This window comes from Paenibacillus sp. GYB004 (assembly GCF_036577605.1).
GTDB lineage: Bacteria > Bacillota > Bacilli > Paenibacillales > NBRC-103111 > Paenibacillus_AB > Paenibacillus_AB oceani.
In genome coordinates this window covers 541,803-565,399 of the sequence record NZ_JARBDB010000047.1, presented here as the reverse complement: position 1 = coordinate 565,399, position 23,597 = coordinate 541,803, and the positions used below count along the sequence as shown (strand labels likewise).

Annotated in this window: 19 protein-coding genes; 3 read left to right on the top strand and 16 right to left on the bottom strand. The window is 52.6% G+C overall.

Going from position 1 to position 23,597, the window contains the following annotated elements; all coding sequences use genetic code 11:
• Positions 1-279 precede the first annotated feature (279 nt).
• From PV433_RS20980 to PV433_RS20955, 6 genes are all read right to left on the bottom strand, one after another.
• Positions 280-1,749 carry a M81 family metallopeptidase gene (locus PV433_RS20980; RefSeq protein WP_332074009.1) on the bottom strand — a complete coding sequence of 490 codons (1,470 nt, stop codon included), beginning with the start codon at positions 1,747-1,749 and terminating at the stop codon, positions 280-282.
• A gap of 25 nt (positions 1,750-1,774) precedes the next feature.
• On the bottom strand, positions 1,775-1,948 hold the full coding sequence (locus PV433_RS20975; protein WP_332074008.1) for a hypothetical protein: 174 nt from the start codon (positions 1,946-1,948) through the stop codon (positions 1,775-1,777).
• Positions 1,949-2,078: 130 nt separating this feature from the next.
• Positions 2,079-3,479, bottom strand: a complete 1,401-nt coding sequence (locus tag PV433_RS20970) for an FAD-dependent oxidoreductase (RefSeq protein ID WP_332074007.1) — start codon at positions 3,477-3,479, stop codon at positions 2,079-2,081.
• On the bottom strand, positions 3,460-4,797 hold the full coding sequence (locus PV433_RS20965) for a hypothetical protein (protein ID WP_332074006.1): 1,338 nt from the start codon (positions 4,795-4,797) through the stop codon (positions 3,460-3,462). Before PV433_RS20965 ends, PV433_RS20970 begins: the two co-directional genes overlap by 20 nt.
• A 78-nt stretch (positions 4,798-4,875) precedes the next feature.
• Positions 4,876-6,282, bottom strand: a complete 1,407-nt coding sequence (locus PV433_RS20960; RefSeq protein WP_332074005.1) for an extracellular solute-binding protein — start codon at positions 6,280-6,282, stop codon at positions 4,876-4,878.
• Between the two features lie 316 nt (positions 6,283-6,598).
• Positions 6,599-7,537, bottom strand: coding sequence for a helix-turn-helix transcriptional regulator (locus PV433_RS20955; protein ID WP_332074004.1), 939 nt, complete (start codon positions 7,535-7,537; stop codon positions 6,599-6,601).
• 107 nt (positions 7,538-7,644) lie between these two features.
• On the opposite strand from PV433_RS20955, the gene PV433_RS20950 reads away from it, so the two are divergent.
• Complete coding sequence (locus tag PV433_RS20950) at positions 7,645-8,094, top strand: VOC family protein (protein WP_332074003.1); 450 nt, start codon at positions 7,645-7,647, stop codon at positions 8,092-8,094.
• Between the two features lie 196 nt (positions 8,095-8,290).
• Here PV433_RS20950 and PV433_RS20945 read toward each other — a convergent pair whose 3' ends face one another.
• The gene (locus PV433_RS20945) at positions 8,291-9,118 is read right to left on the bottom strand and encodes a VanW family protein (protein WP_332074002.1); all 828 of its coding nucleotides are present in this window, start codon (positions 9,116-9,118) and stop codon (positions 8,291-8,293) included.
• A gap of 171 nt (positions 9,119-9,289) precedes the next feature.
• On the opposite strand from PV433_RS20945, the gene PV433_RS20940 reads away from it, so the two are divergent.
• Positions 9,290-9,652: an AbrB family transcriptional regulator gene (locus PV433_RS20940; protein ID WP_332074001.1), complete on the top strand. Its 363-nt coding sequence runs from the start codon at positions 9,290-9,292 to the stop codon at positions 9,650-9,652.
• A gap of 156 nt (positions 9,653-9,808) precedes the next feature.
• Here the strand turns inward: PV433_RS20940 and PV433_RS20935 are convergent, their stop codons facing one another.
• The 9 genes from PV433_RS20935 to PV433_RS20900 all read right to left on the bottom strand — a co-directional run bounded on the left by PV433_RS20935 (position 9,809) and on the right by PV433_RS20900 (position 20,072).
• A complete protein-coding gene (locus PV433_RS20935; RefSeq protein ID WP_332074000.1) occupies positions 9,809-10,417 on the bottom strand; it encodes a DUF4304 domain-containing protein in 609 nt (202 codons plus the stop codon).
• Positions 10,418-10,476: 59 nt separating this feature from the next.
• Positions 10,477-10,677: a tautomerase family protein gene (locus tag PV433_RS20930; protein ID WP_332073999.1), complete on the bottom strand. Its 201-nt coding sequence runs from the start codon at positions 10,675-10,677 to the stop codon at positions 10,477-10,479.
• Positions 10,678-11,021: 344 nt separating this feature from the next.
• Positions 11,022-11,270 carry an ASCH domain-containing protein gene (locus tag PV433_RS34185; RefSeq protein WP_442951553.1) on the bottom strand — a complete coding sequence of 83 codons (249 nt, stop codon included), beginning with the start codon at positions 11,268-11,270 and terminating at the stop codon, positions 11,022-11,024.
• An 846-nt stretch (positions 11,271-12,116) separates the two neighbouring features.
• On the bottom strand, positions 12,117-13,451 hold the full coding sequence (locus PV433_RS20925) for a glycoside hydrolase family 125 protein (RefSeq protein WP_332073998.1): 1,335 nt from the start codon (positions 13,449-13,451) through the stop codon (positions 12,117-12,119).
• A gap of 15 nt (positions 13,452-13,466) precedes the next feature.
• On the bottom strand, positions 13,467-14,291 hold the full coding sequence (locus PV433_RS20920) for a carbohydrate ABC transporter permease (protein ID WP_332073997.1): 825 nt from the start codon (positions 14,289-14,291) through the stop codon (positions 13,467-13,469).
• Complete coding sequence (locus tag PV433_RS20915) at positions 14,284-15,171, bottom strand: carbohydrate ABC transporter permease (RefSeq protein WP_332073996.1); 888 nt, start codon at positions 15,169-15,171, stop codon at positions 14,284-14,286. Before PV433_RS20915 ends, PV433_RS20920 begins: the two co-directional genes overlap by 8 nt.
• Positions 15,172-15,250: 79 nt before the next feature.
• Entirely contained in the window at positions 15,251-16,585 is a 1,335-nt protein-coding gene (locus PV433_RS20910) for an extracellular solute-binding protein (RefSeq protein WP_332073995.1), read from the bottom strand.
• 123 nt (positions 16,586-16,708) lie between these two features.
• The gene (locus PV433_RS20905) at positions 16,709-18,316 is read right to left on the bottom strand and encodes a response regulator transcription factor (RefSeq protein ID WP_332073994.1); all 1,608 of its coding nucleotides are present in this window, start codon (positions 18,314-18,316) and stop codon (positions 16,709-16,711) included.
• Positions 18,291-20,072: a sensor histidine kinase gene (locus tag PV433_RS20900; protein ID WP_332073993.1), complete on the bottom strand. Its 1,782-nt coding sequence runs from the start codon at positions 20,070-20,072 to the stop codon at positions 18,291-18,293. The genes PV433_RS20905 and PV433_RS20900 overlap by 26 nt, the downstream gene beginning before the upstream one ends.
• 238 nt (positions 20,073-20,310) lie before the next feature.
• Between PV433_RS20900 and PV433_RS20895 the strand changes: the two genes are divergently transcribed.
• Complete coding sequence (locus PV433_RS20895) at positions 20,311-23,442, top strand: beta-galactosidase (protein WP_332073992.1); 3,132 nt, start codon at positions 20,311-20,313, stop codon at positions 23,440-23,442.
• Positions 23,443-23,597: the final 155 nt, after the last annotated feature.

Below are 23,597 nucleotides of genomic sequence, written 5' to 3'. Positions count from 1 at the left end.
ACTTATGCTTCATGAGTGAGTGCCTCTTTTCATAGTGGGATTGTTCTTGCCGGAACGTTTCCCAGTATACTAGAGGCGCTTTCTTCGTTCAAAGCTCAAATTACTTCATTACAGGAATGGCTCCTTTTTAAATGTAAATGATTATCATTATCTTCATCAATATTGCTGGCGCAAAAAGGGGAAACAATAAAAAAAGCGCAACGATTTATTGGATAAATGTCAATAAGTCAAAAAAAAAGACAAGGCTGCCGATCCGCATCGGCAGCCTTGTTCCTTATATCATTCCACATCCCGGTCCAGCGGAAAAATCGGACGTTTTACGCGCTCGTAACGAAATCCGGTGAAATCGAACATCGACAACCCCGGGCTATCGACGGTGATGATCCGCTCGCAAAGCGGCTCGAACGCAGCGCGGAAATGGTGGCTTGATTTTAGCCCGACGATTTTCTTCGTCCGTATGTCTATCCCGTGCAGCAAAAAGATTTGCTCGTCGAACACCTGGTTCCGCACCGAGCATACGATGAAATCGAGTCCTTCCGCCTGAAACCGGACGGATTTTCCAAGATCGGACCTCGCCCCTCTCCCCATCGGCGAAGTCGTGACGAATCGTCCGTCCGTCAATGCTTTGACATAGGCCCGCAGTTCGAGCGGCGCGCCGTGCAGCTCATCGGTTTTCCCGCCTAGCCGGATGTCGATGGTCGCGCCTACCCCCGCTGCATGGGCCTGCTCCGCCGTCTGCGGATCATAGATGAAGGCAAAGCACGCTTCCGGAAGCTTCCGCCCCAGCATCGCGCGCAGCAGATACGTGCCGTCACCCGGCGTTCCCGCACCCGGATTGTCCGAAGTTTCGTTCAGCACAATCGGCCTTGCCTCCGAGCGAAGCGCCAGTTCGATGCCTTCTTCCGGTGAAGGAGGCTTGGGGTAAAATTGTGGCTTATACCCGATCACTCGTGAAGCCAACGTCTCGGCCGTCCTTTCGGCCAGCGACCGGTCGCCGTTCGCGATCACCAGAACCGCGACGCCCGCCTCGTCCACATCTGCATAAGGAAAGCCGTGGTAAAATGTACAGTTTAGCACGTTCACAGACGACAGTTCCGCTTCCCGGCAATCCGCATTAATCGAACGGATCGGCTCGAAATCCGTCCCGATTGTCGGAATAAGCAGCGGCGGCTTCGCCAGATGCATGACGGGACGCAGCTCCCCCGCCGCCACCTGTCTTGCCAGCCCGACAGCTTCCTGACCCCTTTCGTACGAATCGATATGCGGATATTCGCGGTTGCCGATCAGCAGGTCGGCGTGCTCCACCATAAGCGGGGTCAGATTCGCATGAAGATCGAGCGTCACGACAAGCGGAACCTCGCTGCCGATCCGTTCGCGAACGGCCCGGAGCAGATCCCCTTCGATATCGTCCACGCCTTCGGCCACACCCGCGCCGTGCAGCGCGAGACAGACGGCGTCGCAGGCGCCCGCCGCTTCAATCCCCAGGAGCAGTTCCCGCTTCATCCGCTCATAAGCGGCCCGGGCGATAATGCCGGACGGCACGGCCGCCGCGCCAAATACGGGAACCGCCTCGATTGCGAGCCGCGCGGCTTCGTCCAGCATGCCGCCGACAAAGCTGCTTACCTCCCGGTGGTTCTCCCTGAACGCTTCTCCGTATGCCCATTCCCGCTGCCGAAAAGCGTCCTCGGTCGTAGTTACATTTGAAAACGTATTCGTCTCATGCATCAGTTGCCCGATCAAAAAACGCATCGGTCAATCCTCCTTTTCCAATGCATCAAGCTGACAAATAGCTGGTCGAAGCGGGAGCGCGTGTCCATGCGGCTTCGACGCGCAGGATGTGCGCCCCTTCCGGCAAAGGCCCGGTCTCGAACAAAACTTGCTTGTACTGGACCGACGGATTGTACGTATCGAACGCCGCCGTCTCCCGCCAAGTAAAGGCCGGCACCAAATATAGGTTGCCACGCTTCGAGCTTGCCGCCTATACAAAATCCCCCATTCCCCGGAGGCTACAAGCCGATATGCCGGATACCTGTAAAGCTGGTACATAACTACACACATAACTGCATCCGTCCCGGCATTTACCAGGTGCCTTCCAGCACCGCTCCTTGCTGTTTCAATCGTTCCCGTAAACCGCCCACATCGAGATGACGCATATTGCTTATGCGCTCGGAACCAAACAGAGCCGCCGCCGTCCCCGCCGCTTGCCCCATCGCCAGACAGCCGCCCATCACGCGGGCCGTGCCTTGCGCCTGCCGGTCCGCCGACAGGCAGCGACCGGCGACGAGCACATTGCTCAGCTTCTGCGGCAGCAGCGAACGGAACGGGATGTCGTAGGAGCCGCCGTTCGCGATCGGGATGCGCACCTGCTTGCTGCCTTCCTGATGAATATCGATATGATGGCAGCCTTTGGCGACGCCGTCGGCAAACTTTCGCCCCTGCCCGACATCCTCCCCGGTGAGCACATAGTCGCCGATGATCCGTCTCGTCTCCCGGATCCCGATGCGCGGCGCGATCCCCGACAAGTGCGCCTGCTCAAACCCCGGCACGCGGTTTTTGAGAAAGCGGATACAAATACCGATCTGATCGAACAGCTCGCCCATCGTGCCGCTAAGCTGCTTCGTATTCAGCGCATTGAGATGGGCGACCCGCGTCGCATTCACGCATACCTCCTTGCGCGGAACCGAGGTCGGCTGGATCATAATAAGCGCGGTCGGGAACAACTCTCCGCTTTCGATCGCCTCCGCCAGCAGCGGTCCGTTGCCTTTGAAAAACACCGTCGGCTGCCCTTGGCGGTACAACTCCTCGACCAGCTCCCGGTCGGTGCGTCCGCCGCGTATCTCCTCGCTTTCGCCGACCGCCACATGCTCGGGATGCTCGCGCACGAAGTCAAGCAGCGGCTCCGTTTCCACGCCGGCCAGCCGGAAGATCATCGAAACCGGCTGCAGCTCGCCGCTCGGCGATCCGATCTCGTACGGCGCCCCCGCCATCGCGCACACATCCCCGTCTCCCGAACAATCGACGAACGCGCCGGCGCCCAGGACGGAACGGCCGCTCTTGTTGCGGATTACGACGCCGGTCATCCGTTCCCCGTCCATCACGACATCCTCTACCGTCGTATGCAGCAGCACATCGACGCCATATTTGCGCAGCACGTTCATCACCGCAATCTGCATCGCGACCGGATCGACACATAGGTAGCGGATCAACCGCCAGTCGTTAAACGCTCCGACGTAACCATCCAGTTTTTTCAGCTCATCGATCAGCTCGCCCAGTACGCCGCCGACAATCCATTCGCCGCGCGCGTTGATCGCGCCGTCGATCGTCATGCCGCTCAGCAGTTCGCCGCCGAGTGCCGGTCCCGCGTCGATTAACAGCGTTCGCGCCCCGTTGCGCGCCGCCCCGGCCGCAGCCGCTATGCCGGCGCTTCCGCCGCCGACGACGATTACCTCGTAATCCGGTTCATGTCCGGCTGTTGTCATGTTTGTCACACCCCTTTGTTTCATTGTTAGAATCCCTTGTCTGGCGTAGCTGACGAAGCAGCTCCAGCGCCTTGTCCACGAACAGCTCGCCGGTTCCGGGCGCGTTGCGGCTGAAATTGCGCAGACGCATCTCGTAGCCCCCGTTTGCATAGGCCTCGCGCGTCCCTACATAACCCGTATTCGTGCCGTTGCAAATCGTGTTGACGATCAGCCCGGCATAGGGTGCCCCCGCCTTAAGCCGTAAACCCAGCTCGGCGAACAGCTCTCCCGGCAAGCCCGCCACGGCCAGCTCGCCGATGCGAAACGCCTGGATCTCCATCTCCGCTTCACGTACCGGGTTCTCCATCGTTTGCAGCAGCCGTTCTGCCAAAATCCGCTCGATCGGCCGGGCGTCCGGCGATTGCAGCGTCTGCCGCGCTTCTGCCGCTTCATCCTCCGTCGCCTGACGATATACGAGCGGGAACCGGCTTCGGGCGGCGCCAAGCGGCAGCGGCTGCCCGTCTCCCGGCATCGTTATTTTCTCGCGAACGCGGAGCACTTCACCGGCCAAAATCTTCCCCATCTTGTCATAGTGATCGGCGGCGACCGGGCAAGGCCGCAAAAAGTCGCGGTGGTTCACATTGCCTGATGCGCCCTGCACAAACAAACTGACCGTCTGCGCGCCGAGCGCGAGCTTCAGACAACGGCTCAGACTGCCCGGATAATCGCCGCACGCCTCCGTACCGCCGACCGTATCCGGATGACAGGCGAAGTTGGTGATGACCGCAAGCGGCCGTCCCTCCTCATCGTCAATTCGCGCGACCAGCACTTCGGGGTCGGCCGGCCCCTCCGGCTTTAGCAGTAACGGATTTCCGTATCCCGGATTCGTCTGCACCGTGCCGTCCTTCATCCGGAACCGGCGGTTAAACGCGATGTCCGCTTCACGTCCGGCTCCGAAGCCGATCCGCGCCGGACGGAGACGCCGGTAAGCAAGGATTGCCGCATCGGCCGACTTGCGCACCAGCTCCGCCAAATACGCCTCGTCCTGCCCGGGCCAGATCGGCGGCCCCGTATGCGTATGGGTGGCGGATACCATGACCCGCTCCGGGGCAACCTCCGTAAACGTATGGATCCGTTGGCGAATCCGCTCCGTCTCCGTCGCAAGAACGAATAAAGCATCGACAACTACGAGCAGCAGCGTTTCGCCGCCGGACTCAATTGCAACCGCCTTCACATAGAGCTCGTCTTTCACCTCCGATATTCTCCGGTCCGCAAACTGGCCCGGTATTTCGCTGCCGAGAGGTGGCGTAATGACAATCTCGCACGCTCCGCACCGCATCCTCTTCCCCTCCCTTTCCTGAGCCAGCTTCCGCCGGGCCTTCAACGCGACGTCCGTTGCCTCCGGATGTCGAACAGGTTAATCTACGCCGTCCGCGACAACAGTTTCCGCCTCGTTATCGGCCAGCACGCTGCCGATCCGTTCGCACAACTCGTCTTCGCCGATCATATCCGCCCAGTACTCTTTCAGCGGCTGGAAGATCGCCGGGAAAGCTGAGAGCGGGATGTTCAAATCGCCATGTGTCCGGCACGAGAACAGAATGTCCCGGTATAACCCGTACCGTTCCGGCCGGCGGATGCTGGAATCCGCGGCCAAGGCGGGCAAAGGGCGCAGAGCGGGTATGCTAAGCGTGCGGCTCGCGATCAGGCGGCTGGCCCGGGATGAACCCAGATAGTCGGCGAGCAGCATCGCCTCCTTCATATGGCCGCTGCGCGCATTCACGCCCAGCCCGAGACATATCATCAACGTCCGAGGCTCATGGATAAACGGGACCGGCGATAGATCATAGTCCAGATCGGACTGCTTCCATACGTTTAAGCCCATATAACTGTTAAGGATCATCGACAGCTTGCCTTCCATGAACAGCTTTATCGTATCGTTGTTGCTTTCCGACAAAAACAACGGGGACGCCTTCCGGTTATGAATGAGGCTTTTGGCTATCCGCATGCTTTGCAGCAGCCTTGATCCGCGCAAGTCTTTCAGCCGACCGTTTTCCCGCTCGAACCGCTCGCCGCTTTGCAGCAAAAAAATCGGCCATCTGTTCATATCCTGGACATGGGCGCCGAATCCGTATCTGCCTTTGCCGTTGGAAAGCCGTTCGGCGCAGCCCATCAGATCGTCCCAAGTCCAGGAGCCGTCCGGTTCCTCCAATCCGCATTCGCGGAAATGCGCCTTGTTGTAGCAAAGTACGATAGGCGAGAAGATAATCGGCTGCATTCGGCAAGCCTCCTCGAACACGAACAGCTTCGATAGCGCCGGGTATATGCCTTCTTTGGAAGGGAGCGCTTTAAAATACAAGGCACGCCCTTCCTCGGCGATGCGCTGGAACTGATAGTTGTCGAGCATAATCAGGTCGGCCGCTTCCCCGTCCCCGTGTTCGTCCTCAAGCGTCCCGCCGTAAGCTTTCGTCTTTACGGTAATCCACGGATGCCGCCGGTGAAAATCGTCCAGCAGCGCGGCGAGCTCCAGGTTGCGAAATGAAGCCTGGTTGCAGTTCAGCGTTAACGTGACCGGCCGGCGTTCGACCGAATTTGCGCGGACCCGGTTGCCGACACGCGGAACCTTCTCGATCCACCCTTCCTCGACGAGCTGCTCCAGCCCTTTGCGTACCGAGTTGTTGCTCAGGCCGAACTTTGCAGCCAGCTCCTTCTCCGATGGCAGATACTCGCCGTCCGGAAAGGCTCCTCCCCTGATGCTTTCACGCAGCCCATCGACCATGTCGCGAAGCTGCTGAAGAAACTGTTCGTTTGTCGGTCTGTTTCTCATCGCGCTTACACCTCCTTGCCGATCGTCCCGGACGAGTGAACCGTCCTGATTTATCTGCAATTCTATTCCGTTTTACTGGTTCATAAATTTTATGAATCACATATTCAAATTATTTCATATCTTTTACAAATTATTTATATATCAACGGTTATATTGTGTCAAACATTTATTAATCAACCACAAATCATGTAATTCTTATGAATCACGACGAAAAATATGCACCAGAAAAAGCCTCCCCGTTCATAGAGGAGGATCGCGGCGAGCTCGTGTTATCGTCCATAAAAATCCGTTATCTAAAATCAGTGCGGATTCGGCTTTATAACGTTTGATAATATTTTAATAGACTCTCTATCCGATCCTGAATCAATCGTTTCAAAGATTCAGGCCTCACTGCAATAACGGAATTACCGTATTTCATAAAGTAATCCGCTATAAACGCCTCTTCACCCTCATTATAGAACCCCCTGATTAGCGTTCGAGCACCGGGATTGATGGTCATAGAAGGATAATGCTCTTTATAAAAAATATCTTGGGCCTGTTCTACAATCTCTATCTCAAAGTCAATACTGTTCATGGAACGGTACATGTCCAGTGAACGACTGACGAGTTCATCCACAGAGAATGGGGATTTCACGCCTTCTTCCTCTACGTAGGCGATTCGATCACATCGGAACACTTTGTACCGGTTCGTAGGGATCTCTATTCCAGCCGCATACCATTGACCAAACTTGGCGGATATTTTGAAAAATTGAACCGAATAGCTTTTTTCTTGATTTTTTGATGCATATTGAATCTTGCAGCCGTTCCCGTTAAGGATGCTTTTCAAGATTTTATCTAAAAAGCGACTGACATTCGGATGCGGGGACATCTCAAACTGCAGCACTTTTTTCATTTTGTGAATTTGCTCGATTTGCTTTTTGGAAAGGCAGTTTTCAAACTTTTCATTCAGCTGCGTAACGCTTAAATGAAACGGGGTAGACTGATACGCTTCCAGCGTTAACATGGCAAAGTACAGCGCGTACACTTCATCCATCGTAAAAGTAATCGGCGATAACAACCGGTTTTTCAAAATCCCGTATCGTCCGTGTCTGCCATGCTCCGCAAAAATGGGCATGCCCAATTGTTCCAATGATCCGATATCGCGTAATGCCGTGCTTTTCGAAATCTTGTATGTATCCATCAGGTCTTGCAAATTAAAAAATTCTCGACCGTTCAAGTATCGGATCATGTCATTTAATCGCTCTGGTTTCTTCATCGTTACTCCTGAGTAAAGGTGTCATTGTTTGATACCTTTAAATACTATAATAAGCTCAAGGTATAGTGCAAGTTACCTCACATTCGATCTAAAAGGAGACCCGTCCAATGATTGAAACACTGGAAGTCGCAATATTCTTATCCATGAACGGAAAGGCGAGAGAGGCTATCGAATTTTACAAAAAGCATTTTCAAGCAGAGGAGCTATTAGTGGTTACCTATGAAGACATGGCAAAACGCGACAGCTCCCTGAAGCTTACGGATGAAAACAAACATTACATTACCCACTCCGTCTTATCCATCGGAAAAACAAAGGTGATGATGGCGGAAGATACCATGGATGCCAAAGAAAAATATACGGTTGGCAACAACACCTCCTTATGCATTCAAAGTGCGAACTTAGAGGAAATTGAGCATTTTTACAAAAGCTTGACGACAGATGAGAGAGTGAGAATCATCGCTCCCTTATCCAGCAATGTGTTCAGCAAAGCATACGGTATTGTCGAAGACCCGTTCGGTATTCAAATCCAGTTGATGTACGATGAAAGATTGAACTAATCATCGAACAATAATGGTACGCACATACGGTTTGTACCTCTTATTCCAAGCAACCGGTGGGGGATGCACCCTTTTTGCTGATTTTGCTGATCTTCCTCGTTATGATTCACTTTTTCCACGCCTTTCTTTATATGATTCGTATCGCTACCTATAGAAATCTCGATATGTTCCGAATGTTCTCACCATGTTTTGAAGATTATGTACTCAAGTCGCAGGAATGAAGATCTGTCATCGGGAGCTCATACCGGACCTCGGAATAGTTACTGATCAGTCGTTCCTGTTGAATCGTATTCCCGGTTTTTTTGTCGATGACGTCTCGCCAAATCTCATTTTGCCGATAGTTTTTGCCTCCCGCACGCAAAAAAGCATGGTTTTTTTCAAATACATGATAAGAATAGGGCCATTCTTCCGCGATATGGACAGACCCTTTGAGATGGTCGTTTGTCAGCCAAACCTTGAACTGGATCGCTTGATCGGTCCGGTTGTGAAACCGCAGATCGATATAATTGTAAAACACGCTCGCCCCGCTGCCGAACGGCAATGCGCGCTGATCGTCCGGGAACGGGTCAAAGCTATGGTGGTGCCTCTCCCTGATCGTAAGCGGGGTATGAAGAGCCAGCCAGAACAAAAGATTGGCAAGCTGGCATATGCCGCCTCCGATACCGGTTTTGACATCTCCGTTAGACAGCAGGAGCCCTTCGATATACCCTTTGGCGGCAGTCGTTTTTCCGACAGTTCTCCAGAAAGAGAAAGTCTCCCCCGGACGGATCACAATCCCGTCTATATAACGAAGGCTAAGGCGTAAATTTGTAATTTTGTTTTCCTGAAGCACGGGATCGGTGGAACCCAATTTTCGGCGAAGCAGGGATTGATGTTTTTTGCACGTATACGGCAGCGCTTCTTCCGATCTTTGTTTTGCAAATTTAGTGAAAGAAAGTGTATTGAGCAGATGCCGCTTTAGCGTCAGCTGGGCAACGCGCACTTTGTACAAAAAAGGGAAATGGGTAAGGAGTAGTTGTCTCAATCATGCACCCTCCATTCCTTGGACACCGGCCGGTTTGTATATAGTTGCAAATTCGGGAAGAGCAAGGATGCCGCTATCGTATATTCATGAATTTTGTCTATTGTATTCAAGACAATTGCCCGTATTCCTGCTTTCTCCCGGATGGCCGATTAACGAAGGATCGGCAGTTACGTGGGGCTGATGTTGAAGCCGCAGCAGCTCCAGCGCAAAAACCAGACGATCGCGCTTGCCTTGCTTAGCAATCTGCTGCTCGTTTCCGGATCGGTCGGACTAAGCTATATTTTGATGCTGCTGCTTTCCCACTCGGCGGCGACCTCGCTGCTCAGCATGGCTCCCGGCGGAATGGACCAGATGAGCATTATGGCGCATGAGGTGAATGCCAACCTTTTCGTCGTGTCGGGCTACCAGCTGTTCCGCATTTTATTTATATTCTTAGTCGTGTCGCCTTTGCTGAAAATGATCCTTTCCCGTTTGCTCGGAGTAACGCCGAACAGGCAAACCGGACTCCCTTCCACGGATCGGTCCGTGACATGACGAAAACAAAAAGAGCATCCTTCGGCCAGCCGCCCAAGGATGCTTTTTTCTTGACGTGGACACTCGAAGCGAGGGTCGAATTTCTCAAGTCGTTTTACTTGGCAGCTTCGTTCCCCGTTCCCTAGCTGCGACCGGCTCCCCCAGCGGCTTCATAGCTTACAACCTATGAAATTCCACTCCGTATTGATTAAAGATCGCCTCGTATTTCGTTTCGAAGATTCTCCATCGATTTTCCGCTCCGTGCTTCTGCTGCAAAGCTCTCAAATACTGATTGGCCGCGGCACTATCCTTGGATTGCAACAACAAATGAAAGCTCTCTTCGCCCAGATGCAAATAGGGGCCGGAAGTATAATAATCGACAACGGATCTGGCGCCGGTCATCGTATCATAGAAATGAATAGCTTCTTCCAATCCATCCAGCAGCGTTTTCGTTAATTCCTTCATATTCGTATCCGAAGTGACGGCAAATCGGTCCGGAACGGATTCCGTTAGTTCCCCAAGTCTTGCTCTGAAATGACACTCCGCTTCATGGGGCGCCGTTGTAAACTGTTTCGATTGAATCCGCGCTAGCTCTGCCGAGTAAATGCCGCAATTCACATAAAACATTACTTTATCTGCTGAGTTGCCGCCCGATTTTTGAAAGTTGAACATATAGACAAGACTTTCGGATGCCTTGTAGAAATTCAAGCTTTTTTTGGCGAAGCCGTGCTTGGAAAGGAACGGCTTTACGTCCTGCTTGATCAAGTCGTTAAAGATCTGCTGCAACGCGATTCCTCCTAGATCCGTCTGCCTTCCTGCTACCCGTACCGATACCCTATATTCGGCTATCCGTGACTCTTCCGATAGTCGTCGGTCAGAACACCAGCAAACCCCCAGTTCTCCTCATCCATTTCCTGGATCACGATATGGGTATGCTCCGGCTTTTTGCCAAGAACCTTGACAAGCGTCTCCGTAAATTCCATTACGATTTGAGCTTTTTGCTCACGGGTGGCACCCTTAGTAATTTGCAGATTGATATAGGGCATCTTCACTCTCCTCCATTCCTTTCTTATTATCGGGCGGAAGAAATCCCCAGCATTCAATGAAATTTATCGTATTCATTGTACCATATTATGACATTGCAATTAGATATCGTCCTAGGAAATTGATTCTTCCGGACTACCTCTGTCGGATCGAATCGGAAAAAACACCTTCACCCAGATAACAGCACCAATCGGATGCGGATAAGGAACCGGTTCATCGAATGTCCTGGCATTTTCGATTACCCAGGCATAGGTTTGGTTATATGAGAGACTGGAACTGTCGTGAAGAGCGGATAACCCTCGTTGTTTATAAGAATTCTTATATTCTTCCAGCGATAAAGGGCCCCTTACATCAACAAGTCACACCTTCCGATGACCGTTCCAGTACCTGCTGCAATGATTCCAACGGTTCCTCGAATCTTCGTATTCGATCCTCGAATTTCCCAGATTTTAGTTCCGGTTACGATCATACTTGCATAGGGTTCGCGTACAATTAACGCTCTTTGTATGAATAAGGGTTCGTTTTGTGTCTGGATCTTATCGATTAGGGAACAGCTCCTCTCCCTATTATTGAGCTCGCATCGTATTGACTTCACAGAAGCCTTCCACTAGTATCAAACATAAAACAATCCTTTATTTGGAAATGGAGGCAACTATGCTAGATTATTTTATTTTATTTTTATACCCGCTGCTAGTCTTCTTTTTATTTTCTGCTATGCGCTTTCATAAACGTACTTTAACGAAAATGGAGGATCTAGTACGCAGTCAGCAAGAAATGATTCAACTGCTCAAAGACGAACTAGCCCATTTGCGTAAATGAATCAGGTTACGGCAGCCGGAGTCACATTCAAGCTTCGCCGCTCCTGCGAAGGAGCGACTCCTTTGGGCCCTCTCCAGAACGTGTGCGCACGGGCTCTGAACCAATAAGAGGCTTTGACATCCTCTATTTTCGGCCTTTTCCCAAAAACGAACCAAATAGAGGCGGTATGCACCCCTTATTTCTACCAACAGATCGCGTCTGTGCCCTTTTCGCCGATTATAGCCACCTCAAACCGCTCTTATTTCACCCTCTCGGAGCGAGTTTTGGACAAAATAAAGGATACAAAAAGCTCCTATTCGGCTACGCTTCCCGCTTATAGCAAGCAGGCAAACCCCGTGCAGTGCGGTCACAGTCACGAGAAGCAACGCGCTGAAACTTTACCACTTACGTATATGTAACGACAAGGGGGTGTCCCTATAATCATGTGGCGATTTTTGGAGCCCCGCTTCCAACCGGTACTCATGGAGAAAAAGACCTCAACCCCCACTTTACTGTGGAAATTGAGGTCCCTTCGTTCGAAAATGGAGACGTTCCTATGTCATGTCAACGTTTTTGGGACAGCGCCTTCGAAAGGCCACCTATTCGTGACTCTCTAAGCAGCACGGTCACCCTTCGTTAACCGCTACTTCAAGTCCCGCTCGAACAATCCGCGTTCCATCGCTCGATACACCAGCATCGCAAACATGCTGTTCGACCAGGCAAACCAAGGTCGCGTAAAGGTCGCCGGATCGTCGGCATGAAACCCTTCGTGCATAAAGCCGGTATCCGCATCGGTCGCTTCCAGCAGATCGATCATCTCCATCATTTCTGCATTGCCGGAAGCGGTCAGCCCCTGCATGGATAGCGCCAAATGCCACACATAGTCCGGAGGCGTATGCGGGCTGCCGATGCCTTTGGCCGCTTGGCCTTCGAAATAATACGGATTGTCCTTGCTAAGAATGAACGACCGCGTGTTGCGGTAAATCGGATCATCTGCGGAAGCATAGCCGATATACGGAATCGACATCAGCGACGGCGTGCCCGCATCGTCCATCAGGCAATAATTGCCGAAGCCGTCCGTTTCGAAAGCATAAATCGGCCCATACTTCGCGTGATGGTAAATCCCGTACAGCCGGATGCCGTGCTCGATTTCTTCCTCCAGCTTCTCCATTTCCTCGGCAAAACGAACGTCGCGGAACACATAGCGGGCAATCTCCTGCATTTGCCGCAATACGGCGACGACGAACATATTCGAAGGAATGTTGTAATGAAAGTCGCAGGCATCGTCGCTGGCGCGGAATCCGGACCAGATCATCCCGGTATAATTGACCGGCATGCCCTTGCCTTCGTTGCGAAGCGTATCGATCGCCGGACAATTCCGGCGCATGAACGTATATGATGAAAGCTCGCCATGACGCTGCTCTACCTTCCAGAGATCGACCGCCGTACGCATCGCTTTGCTGAAATTCTCGTCGAAGATGTCGGTATGCCCGGTCTCCTGCCAGTACAGATAAGAAAGCTGCATCGAAAAACAGATCGAATCGAGCTCGAATTTCCGCTCCCATACCCAAGGCGACATGTCCGTTTCGTCATTCGCATCCCAATGCCAGTCGTTCGGCCCTTCATTAAACGCATTGGCGTACGGGTCCTTCAAAATATAAAACATCTGGCGCCGGATCAAGCCGCCGATGATGCTCCGCAATTCCGCATCTTCCCTGGCCAGCGGCACATAATGGCGCACCTGCTCCACCGAATCGCGCAGCCACATGGCCGGAATATCGCCGGTAATCACAAAGGTCGTGCCGTCCTCCATCCGCTTCGTGGTCGTTTCGAGCGTATTGGGAAAACAATTATTGAACAGCGCCAGCAGCTTCGGCCGATGCGCCAGCTTGCTCTCCGCTGTCTGCAGCACCCGCTTCACGCTTGGCGGAACGGCAAACGAACCCAAATCGATTTTCGGCAGCCTGAATTGTTCCATCCCGAGTCCTCCTCCTTATCCTTTGACGGCTCCGGCCGTCATCCCTTGCATCACTTTTTTGGAGAATGCCAGATATACGAGCAGCACCGGCATAATCACGATCACCATAGCGGCCATCATCTGCGTATAGTTGGCCGTATACTGCCCGTTGAAATTGGTCAGCCCGATCGGCAGCGTATGCAGAGCCGGACTCTTAAGCAAGACGAGAGCGAACGGAAACTCGTTCCAGGCGCCGAGGAAAAACAAGATGACCGAGGTCGAAATAACCGGCATGCATAACGGCATCACGATGCGCAATACGGTGCTGGTGGAGCTGCTTCCGTCGATGCAAGCGGCCTCTTCGATATCGAGCGGCACTGACTTGATGAAGTTTTCGAACAGGAACACGGCCATCGACAAATTAAAGGCTACGTACGGAAAAATAAGCGTGATCCGCTTATCCAGCAAGCCGAGGACCTTAAATTCGACGAAAATCGGAATCAGCAAGCCATGGATCGGAATCAGCATGCCCGTCAAAAACATGAAATAAATCGTATTGCGAAACGGGAACTTGAATCGTGCCAATATATAAGCGGTAAAAAAACCGAATAATATCGTAAAAATTACAGTAAACACACTAACAAACGCGCTGTTCCAAAAATAAGTGCCCATCCTGCCGATCCGAAAGGCATCGATATAGTTTTGAAATTGCGGGCTGGTAGGCAAAGACATGATGTTCATGTTGAATTCTTGCGACGTCTTCAACGAGGAGTAGATCATCCATATCAAAGGGAAAATACACGACAGCGAAATGGCGATCAAAAAGATGTTAATCGCGATCTTGCCGATGGTTTTAGTCACGGTTTTTCCCTCCAATCAGACGGCTGATCATGATCAAAGCGACGCTCAAAATCATAATACCTACAGAAATCGCGCTTCCGTAACCAAGCTTGTACGCTTTAAACGACGTATCGTATGCATACTGGGCCATAACGGTCGAGCTGCTGCCCGGTCCGCCGCCCGTCATGACGAATATGCTGTCGAACGCTTTCATATTCCCGGCAATACAGAGCATAACCGCGATTTTGATCGTCGGATTCAACAGGGGAAGCGTTATGTGCAGCATTTTTTTGAACCCCGTCGCCCCGTCCAACTCGGCCATCTCGTACACTTCGCTATTGATGCTTTGCATCGCCGCCAAAAAGATGATCAAGTAAAAACCGATATACTGCCACACGATCGGTACTGTAACGGAGTACATGACGATATCCGGGTCGTCCAGCCACGGCTTGATCCACGACTCCAATCCGACGCTTCGCAGCAGCCAGTTCAGCATCCCGGCATCCTGGTTATAGATCATTCCCCATAAAAAGCCGATGACGACGGACGACAGCACTACGGGAATGAAAATAACCGTACGATGGAATCCTTTCCACTTCGCCAGCTTCGACATCAGGAAAATACTGATGATAAACGCGATGCCAATCTGACCGACCACACTGAATGCGACGATCAGCAGATTGTTCAGAAACGCATGCCAGAAATTACTGTCCACCAGCAGGTTCCGGTAATTATCCAGCCCGATAAAATCCATCTTGGGGCCGCCCGACCATTTGAAGAAGCTGTATCGCACAGCTAAAACGACAGGAATAAGGACCATGAAGGAAAAAAGGATTACGCTCGGCAGCAAATAGATGAGGAACGTAATCCGTTTCGGGCGGATGGCTGTCGAACCATTCATCAGGCTCCCTCCTTCAAGCTAGAAACATCATATTCTGCCGGGCTTGACGCCCGGCAGAATTGCGTATTCCAACTTGGAATCATTGCTTCATTTCGCTTTCGTACTCTTTCTGCATCGCTTCGGCCGCTTGCTGCGGCGTATATTTGCCGATCATCAGCTCCTGCATCGTCGTATTCATCGACTCCGTCAAGCCCGGGGACAAGCGAGTGTCGTAAATAGGCGAATATTTGGTCGTTTCGACGAGTTTCACCAGCTTTTTGCTAAGCGCAGGCATTTCGATGCTTTCGATATTGTCCACCTTGCTGGAAGGAATATCGCCGTATTTCAGAACGAGTTTCGCAGCTTCGGAATCGGTCAGGCTTTGGATCAGCTTTTGGATATCGTCAAGTTTCGCCGGATCGATCTTCGCATTGACCGCATAAGCCCAGCCGCCTCCGCCGGATACGGTGTTTTGCTCGCCCTTGGCTCCTTCGATCGCCGGGAATACCGCAAGCTCCGTCTTTTCTACGATCTCTTTCGGTCCGCCCGTTTCGATCGCGTTGGCCGCCCAGGAGCCTTCGATGAACATGGCCGCGTTGCCGTTGTAATACAACGTTCTTTGCTGATTGTTATCGATGCTGTTCATATCCTTATTGAACGCCCCCATATCCACCAGACCTTTCAGAGCGGTCAAGGCTTGGACGAACTCGGGGTCCGTAAATTTCGCGTTTTTGCCTTCAATCAGGTTGTTAAACCACTCGGTTCCGGTATAACGGGTTCCAAGCGTGCTCATGTAGGAGGAGTTCACGACCCATTTCGCTTTATTGCCGAGGGCGATCGGGGTGATGTTCTGATTTTTCAATTCCTTGATCAGCGTTTCGAACTCGCTCCACGTTTTCGGGAATTCCGGGAACCCGGCTTTGGCCACCAAGTCCTTGTTGTAATAGATGACGTGCGTAGGTCCGCCGGTCATTTGGACGCCGTACGTTTTACCGTCGATCGAGTACGGGTCGAGCACGCCTTCGGTGAAGCCGTCCTTCCATGCCGAATTTTTATCCAATTGATCGTTAAGCGGACGAAGCAGTCCGTTCTCTACGAAAGTCGAGACCATGGACGGCTTGACGAGGAACACATCCGGCAGCTCGTTCGCCGCTGCCAATGTTTTAATTTTCGTTTCGTAGCTGTCATGGGATTGCACTTCTTCATCGAACGTTACATCGGGATGATCCTTCTTGAACTGCTCGATCAAGTCAGCCTGATGACTCGGCTGCGCCGAATTTTTATCATACATATGCATAAATTTGATTTTGGCTTTTGCCTTATCCTTCGCGCCGTCCGCCGATTCCGAACCGCTATTCGAGCTGCAGCCCGCAGCAACCAACGCCAAGCTTGTAACTAGCAGCGTCGCAGTTAACCCTTTGTTTGCTTTTTTCACCGTACAACTCCCCTTTGTTCATGTAGTAGGTACTTTTGCCTGATAAGGTGAGTATATAAAAGTTGAGCGGACAAAAAAGTAGACATATCTATGAAATTATCCATAAATGTGTCCTGTTGCGATTTACAACCGGTTTCGATACTCTTTTGGAGTAAAACCTGTATATTTTTTGAAAACATGGGTGAAATATTTGTAGTCGTTATAGCCAACCCGCTCGGCCACTTCATATATTTTCGCGCCGACATCTTTCAGCAGCACCTTTGCTTTGTCTACGCGATATGTATTCAGCCACTCCGTAAAATGCTGCCCCGTCTCCTCCTTGAAGACGCGGCTGAAATAATTCGGCGTCACATAAACTTGGGACGAAACATCCTCCAGCCGGATATCCTCCGCATAATGCTCCTGAATATATTTGATCGCGGCGGTTACGATATGTTTGAACCGTACATTTTTATACGCGGCGATCGATTCGATAAACGCGGCGAATAAATCGCCGAGCCATCGCCGGATATCTTCCGTCGTCTCGTATTTCTCAATTTCCTCGTACGGGTTCAAGGCCGCGAGCTTGCTCTCGCCCAGATTAACGCCCATCTGCTCCAGGTGCGCCATCGCCAAAATGACCCATTTGAGGCATAACGCTTTAATGTGTTCATAAGGAACATGCGAGCGGGCAAACTGAAGGAAACGCTCGTCGAGCAGCGCGTCGATTTTCGTTTTATCCATAACGCTGAGGTTTTGCAGCAATTCCTTATCGTTCTCGGAGGGCGGCAGAAGCTTCCGCACGTTTTCATTCCCGGTCTCCGTCTCTCCGTAAACGATAATTTGCCCTTTCCCGCGGTACACTTTGCTCTGCATGGCGAATACCGCCTGAGCGCTGCTTTTGTGAAGATCCTTCAGCTCGCGCACATAAGTGCCGGCTCCGATCGTGACGGACAGCTTCATATACCGGGCGACGCAGCGCTGAATTTCCTCGCAGCATTCGATCAGGCGGTGTTTATTTTTCATATTGGCATTAACGAACAGGTTGATGTAGTCGAAATCGCTTTGGCATACTGTGCAAGCGAACACCGATGACAGCACTTCCTCCGTGATGTTGGCAATCGCGTACAAAGTCAATTCCTTATCCCGGTCGGAATCATGCTCCGTAATTAAACGAAAGTCGTCGACATCGACGACGAGAGCCGCATACTCCGGTCCCTCCAGCGAAATATTCAGTTGACCCGCTTGCTCGAAGAGAACTGCGGCGTCCGTATTCGCGCCTTTTAACAGTCGGTTTACCCATTTGCGCTGAATAAACGGAAAATTTTCGCGGATCAACTCGAGATTGCTTTGCTCTTCTTCGATTTTTTTGCGTTCCCGGGCAATTTCATCCGAAATTTTCGTAATTAGAGCTTCCAGCTCAGCCGCTCCTACCGGTTTCATCAAATATTCATGAACCCCGATTTTCAGCGCTTGTCTGGCATAGTCGAAATCATCGTAGCCGCTTATGATGACGATCTTCGTCTGCGGGACCCGATCCTTCAACTGCCGGGCCAATTCAAGCCCGTCCATATGCGGCATCCGAATGTCCGTAACCACGATATCCGGCTTCAACTGCTCGCACAATTCCAGCGCTTCCTTCCCGTTGCGGGCCTCGCCGACAATGTCCACGTCCAATTTCCACCAATCGATCGATGTGCGAATTCCTTTGCGGATTATCGACTCGTCATCTACGATCATCAGCTTGACCATCGTCCGTCTCCTCCTTCGTCCAAGGCTGAATCACTTTCACGATCGTTCCTTCGCGGCCGTTGCTGAACTCGACACCGTACGTTTTGCCGAAATGCAGCTGAATCCGGTCGTTTATATTTTTCACGGCAAATCCTTTATTATCGTCCCCGGATTCCCTCATCAAACGGTAAACCTCCTCCAAATCGGCGCCATAGCCGGTATCGCTGATGTAATAAACCAGTCCCTCGTCCTCGCGTTTAATATCGACGCGGATCACGCCGGACTCGCCCTTCTTCTCGATTCCGTGAACGATGGCGTTTTCCACGAACGGCTGAATGACCAGCTTGACTGTCTGACAGTCGAGCGCCTCTTCCTCCACCTCGATCTGAAAATCGATGCTGTCCTCATACCGCTTCTGCTGGATAGTAACGTAATGACGCAGATGCTCGACCTCCGCGCGTACGGTCGTCAGCTCTTTCCCGCTGTTCAAGCTGAGGCGGAACAATTTCGACAACGCCTGCACGAGCTCCGACGTCTCGAACGCTTTTTCCATCCGGCTCATCCAATAGATCGTATCCAGCGTGTTATACAAAAAGTGCGGGTTGATTTGCGCCTGGAACGCTTTCAGTTCAGCCTCTTTCTTATGGAGCTGGGCCGTATACACTTCCCGGATCATTTCCCGGAGCCGTTCCAGCATATTATTGAAGCTTTGCCCCAATTGCGCGATTTCATCATTGCCCGACACCGTAATGCGAACGTTGAAATCTTCTCCGTCTACCTGACTCATCAGCCGGCGAAGCTTGCGGATCGGCAAAATCATCCGGCGCGAGAACAAATACGCCATCCCGGCGCACACAAAAAAACTGATAATCGCCGTTACGACGATGATTTGCGGAATAACTTGATTTTCCTTAAGCAGCGCTTGGGCGGGGACAACGTGAAGGATGCGCCAGCCGAGCGGTTCGATCGTGTCGTAGGTAAGCAGGTAGGGCGTACGGTCGATCGTCAGCTCCGTGTAGCCTTGTTGCTGCACGATCCCCGTCCGATCGCCGATCATCTCCGATAACGAGCCGGAGATCCGGTTCCCGTCCGTCGAAGCGACTACGTCGTCATGCTCGTCCAATAAATAAAAGTGGTCCGTCCCTCCCGTTTGCCGGCTTTCGAAGAGCGAGCGGACCGCGTCCAGATCCATGTTCATCTGCAGCACGCCGAGCGTGACGGAAATATTGTTAATATCCTTGATCGCCCGTTCGTAGGAAATGACGTTTTTTTTCGCTCCATTGCCAAGCACGATTTCGTTCAAATACCACACCGGCTCCCCCTTGCGCCCCAAGATGCCGGCGATCTGCTCCGGCTGCAGCGGACGAACCGCTCCGCGCACGTTCAGCCGGCTGCCGTTAATGCCTTGAAGCTGAATCGACTGCACGAACGCCTTCATATTCGGCAAATTCGTCAGCAACTGCTCGGTTATTACCTTTTGCCCGTTATATGCGCTCGGATCGGCCTGGGTGTTCATTCGCAGAAATTGCCTGACCTCGCCCGATTGCATGACGAACAGCGACGTATCGTGGAAATATTCGAACATGAACTCGATATTTTGCCCGATTTGCGTCACGGTGTTCAAATCGGAGACGCTGACCTTTTGACGAATGATTTCCGAAGACTTGACATAAGACAAAATGCCGACCGCCAGCAGCGGAATCAGCACCAGAATGACCGTAAAAAACAAAATTTTGTATTGCAGGCTTATAAAACGCTTCTTGCCTTCGCGCCGCATCGTCGCACTCCTTCCTTTCCGAAAACGAATGGCGTCTTCCTCCAGCAACTTCTTCATGGTTTACGAAACAGAATATAGCATACATGGCTGCAAAGCAAAACAGCGTTGCCAATCAGAGGAACCGGCATTCCTTCTCTATAGATTATTGGACATTTCCATAGTATTTTTTATATTTTTCGTTTTCGGAGCATGATAGTGTTGGACTAGATGAAGATCGGCCGAAAGGAGCCAACCTGTTATGACATCCCTTGTTATTTTTTACGATCCCGCCTTTCCTTATCACGGCGACCGCCTAAGTGAAGCAACCGTTCGGAAATTAGCAGAACGGGCCGAGCTTGTCGGGGCAGAAGCGCTCGCTCAAGCGCTCGATCGGCTGGAGGGCGGATGCTTCATCAATCTACACGCTCCGTACTTTCCAAAAGACAGCTGGCGGCACATCACCGGTTATGCGGAGCGCGGAGGCTCGCTGCTTAGTATCGGCGGCGCACCGTTCCGTATTCCGGTATACCGCGAGGACGGACAATGGAAGTGCGAAGTGGAGCAAGCCGCCTACCACCAGCTGTTCCATATCCATGAAGCGATGCCGGTCCAGGCCGACAAGTTCGATCGACTGGAGGCGGCGGCTAATCTTCCCGTATGCGCGCCTTATCTTAGCGGGTTAACGCTCGAACCGACTTACAGCCTCGTGCTGCACGTGACCAAAGAGACGTCATTGCCGCATGAAATGGGTTCTTTGGGTCCGATGAACGCTCATATTCAGCCGCTGGTCAAAGCCGTCTCCAAAGACGGCCGCGAAATCGGAGCTCCGGTCGTGCTTCTTGAAAATGTGCGCGGCGTTTATGCCGGAAGCCGGTGGATGTTCGTCAATCAGCCGCTGCGGACGTCGTTCTGGGAAGCCGGAGGCGAAGAAGCGATATGGGCTTGGGCGGACTACTGCTCCCGCGGCGTTACCGAGATGTGGCTGAAGACCGGCTATGCCAGCTATGATCCGGGCGACCGGGCGAAATTGATATTTCAATGGCAGACGCTCGGACGTCATGCGGCTCAACGCGGCGAATCCGCCAACCAAGAATGGACACTGCAGCTCGCCTTCGGCAAAGATTCGGGCGGGGAGCCGCTTTCCGAGTGGACGCAAACGTACAGCTTGACCGCCTCCCCGAACCTGCAATCGATCACGATCAACGTGCCGCTCGAGCTGAGCGAAGGACAATATACGATGCGTGCCGACCTCGTTGCCAATACCGGGGAACGCAGAACATTACGCCAAGGCTTCTGGTGCAGGGATGAACGGATGCTGCAAGAAGGCGAGCCGCTGACGTGCGACCGCGATTATTTCCGCAAAAACGGCCGTCCGCTGCCGATCGTCGGTATGACGTACATGACCAGCGACGTGGCGCGCAACTTCGTCTTTTTGCCGAACGTCTCCGTATGGGACCGGGATATGGCTGCTATGAAAAAAGCGGGCATCAACTATATCCGCACCGGCATTTGGACCGGTTACCGGAATATTATGCTGCTGGACGGCCATCCTTCGGAGGAAGTGCTGCGGGCGATCGACGCTTTCGTGATGACGGCGAAGAAACACGACCTGGAGCTCACGTTTAACTTCTTTGCGTTCACGCCTGAGCTGTGGGAAGGGCTGAATCCTTATCTCGATTCGCGGAGCGTCGAAGCGCAGAAGCGGTATATCGTATCGATCGTCTCGCGCCACCGGCATACGTCGAACGTCCATTGGGATTTGATCAACGAGCCGTCGATGTTTGATCCGAAGCAGATTTTCTCCAGAGGCCCGCGCAGCTCGCGCGACCCTTACGAACAAGCGGCATACCGGGAATGGCTGAAGCAGCGCCACGGCTCGATCCGGGTGCTTCAGGAACGCTGGGGGATGTCGCCGAACGCTCTTCCGGATTTCGAATCCGTTACGCCGCCGGAACCAAGCGATATTAACGCAGACATTCAGGATATGCACTCCGGCAAAAAAGGAACGCGCTGGCTGGATTACTCGCTGTTTTCCATGGACATGCTGAACCGCTGGGCGTGTGAGTTAAATGAAGCGATTCGCTCTGTTGCTCCGGGTCAGCTCATTACGATCGGACAAGACGAAGGCTTGAACGCACAGCGCCCCTCCCCGTTTTTCTACGAACAAGCGGCGGATTATACGACGAATCATTCCTGGTGGCTGCTGGACCAGCTCGTGTGGGACGGCATCTTCGCGAAAACGCCATACAAGCCGAATATGATCCAGGAAACGGGCATTATGTATGTGGAAACCCCGGACGGAAGGGCTAAACGAAGCGAGGAAGAGCTGCGCAACATTTTGGAGCGCAAATACGCCTACTCGTTTTCTACCGGAAGCGCGGGCGCCGTTCAATGGTTGTGGAATACGAATTACTTCATGAACAATGTCAACGAATCGAATATCGGGGCGCTGCGTGCGGACGGCACGGAAAAACCGGAAGCGGACGTCTCCTACGATTTCGGCCGGTTTATGGAGCAGATCCGCGATTTATTCACAGGGCGCCAATTGGAAGACATCGTGATGATCTTCCCTTATTCGAACGATTTATCGAACCGTTCCTTTGCCGTCGAAGCGACAAGCCGCGCAACGCGGGTGCTTGCCTACGACCTCAATGCTCCGTTCCGCGCGATGGGCGAGTATCAGCTGGAGGCGCTGAACGATCAGCCGGCCCGATTGATTATCGTGCCGAGTCCGCATAATTTCAGCGATACGGCGCTGCAGCAGCTGCTCGACCATGTCGCTGACCATGATACTACGCTTCTGTTTACCGGGCCGGCTGGGCTGGACGAATACTGGCACCCAAGCAGCCGTCTGGACGACTTGCTCGGAGCCCGCAAGCTCGGCAACGTGCGGCGCGAGGAACGATTCATGCTCGATGGCAAATCCGTACCGCTCTCCTATGGAAGCCGCAAAATCGCCATGCTGGCGAAAGAAGCGGTCCTGAAGCCGGCGGCGGAAACGGGTTCTGCGCTGCGTACCGTGAAACTCGGAAAAGGTCGGCTTCTCTGGTGCGGCTTGCCGGTTGAGATGAACGACCGGCCCGAAGCGGTCGCCGACTTGTACCGGCATGCGATCCGGGAAGCAGGCGTCGCTCCCGAGCTGATCTGGAAACAAGGCGGCGAACTGCCAGGCATTTACGGCCGCAAGCTGAGCTTTAACGACGGCGAATTATTTATTTTCGTATCGGAATTCGCCGAGGACGCTGCGGTCCGCGTAACGAATCCCGCTACCGGAGTTACGTATTCGTTTGCGCTGGAAAGCGAGCGCACCGTCATGTTTGCATCCGATCGCAGCGGCAAGCTGCTGGCCGTATATCGTCCGCATGAGACGGACATCTTGGTCAATTCCTGAACGTATCGAAAAGATAGTCACGTAAGTCACAAAAAAAGTTGGGCGGAAAACCGGCGCGTTTTCCGTCCAACTTTTTTGGGTTTCTGCAGGGCAGCAGCGAGACGGATGCCTGCTGCTATAGGCATATAACGGGCTAGAGCCGCAGTTCCGCACGA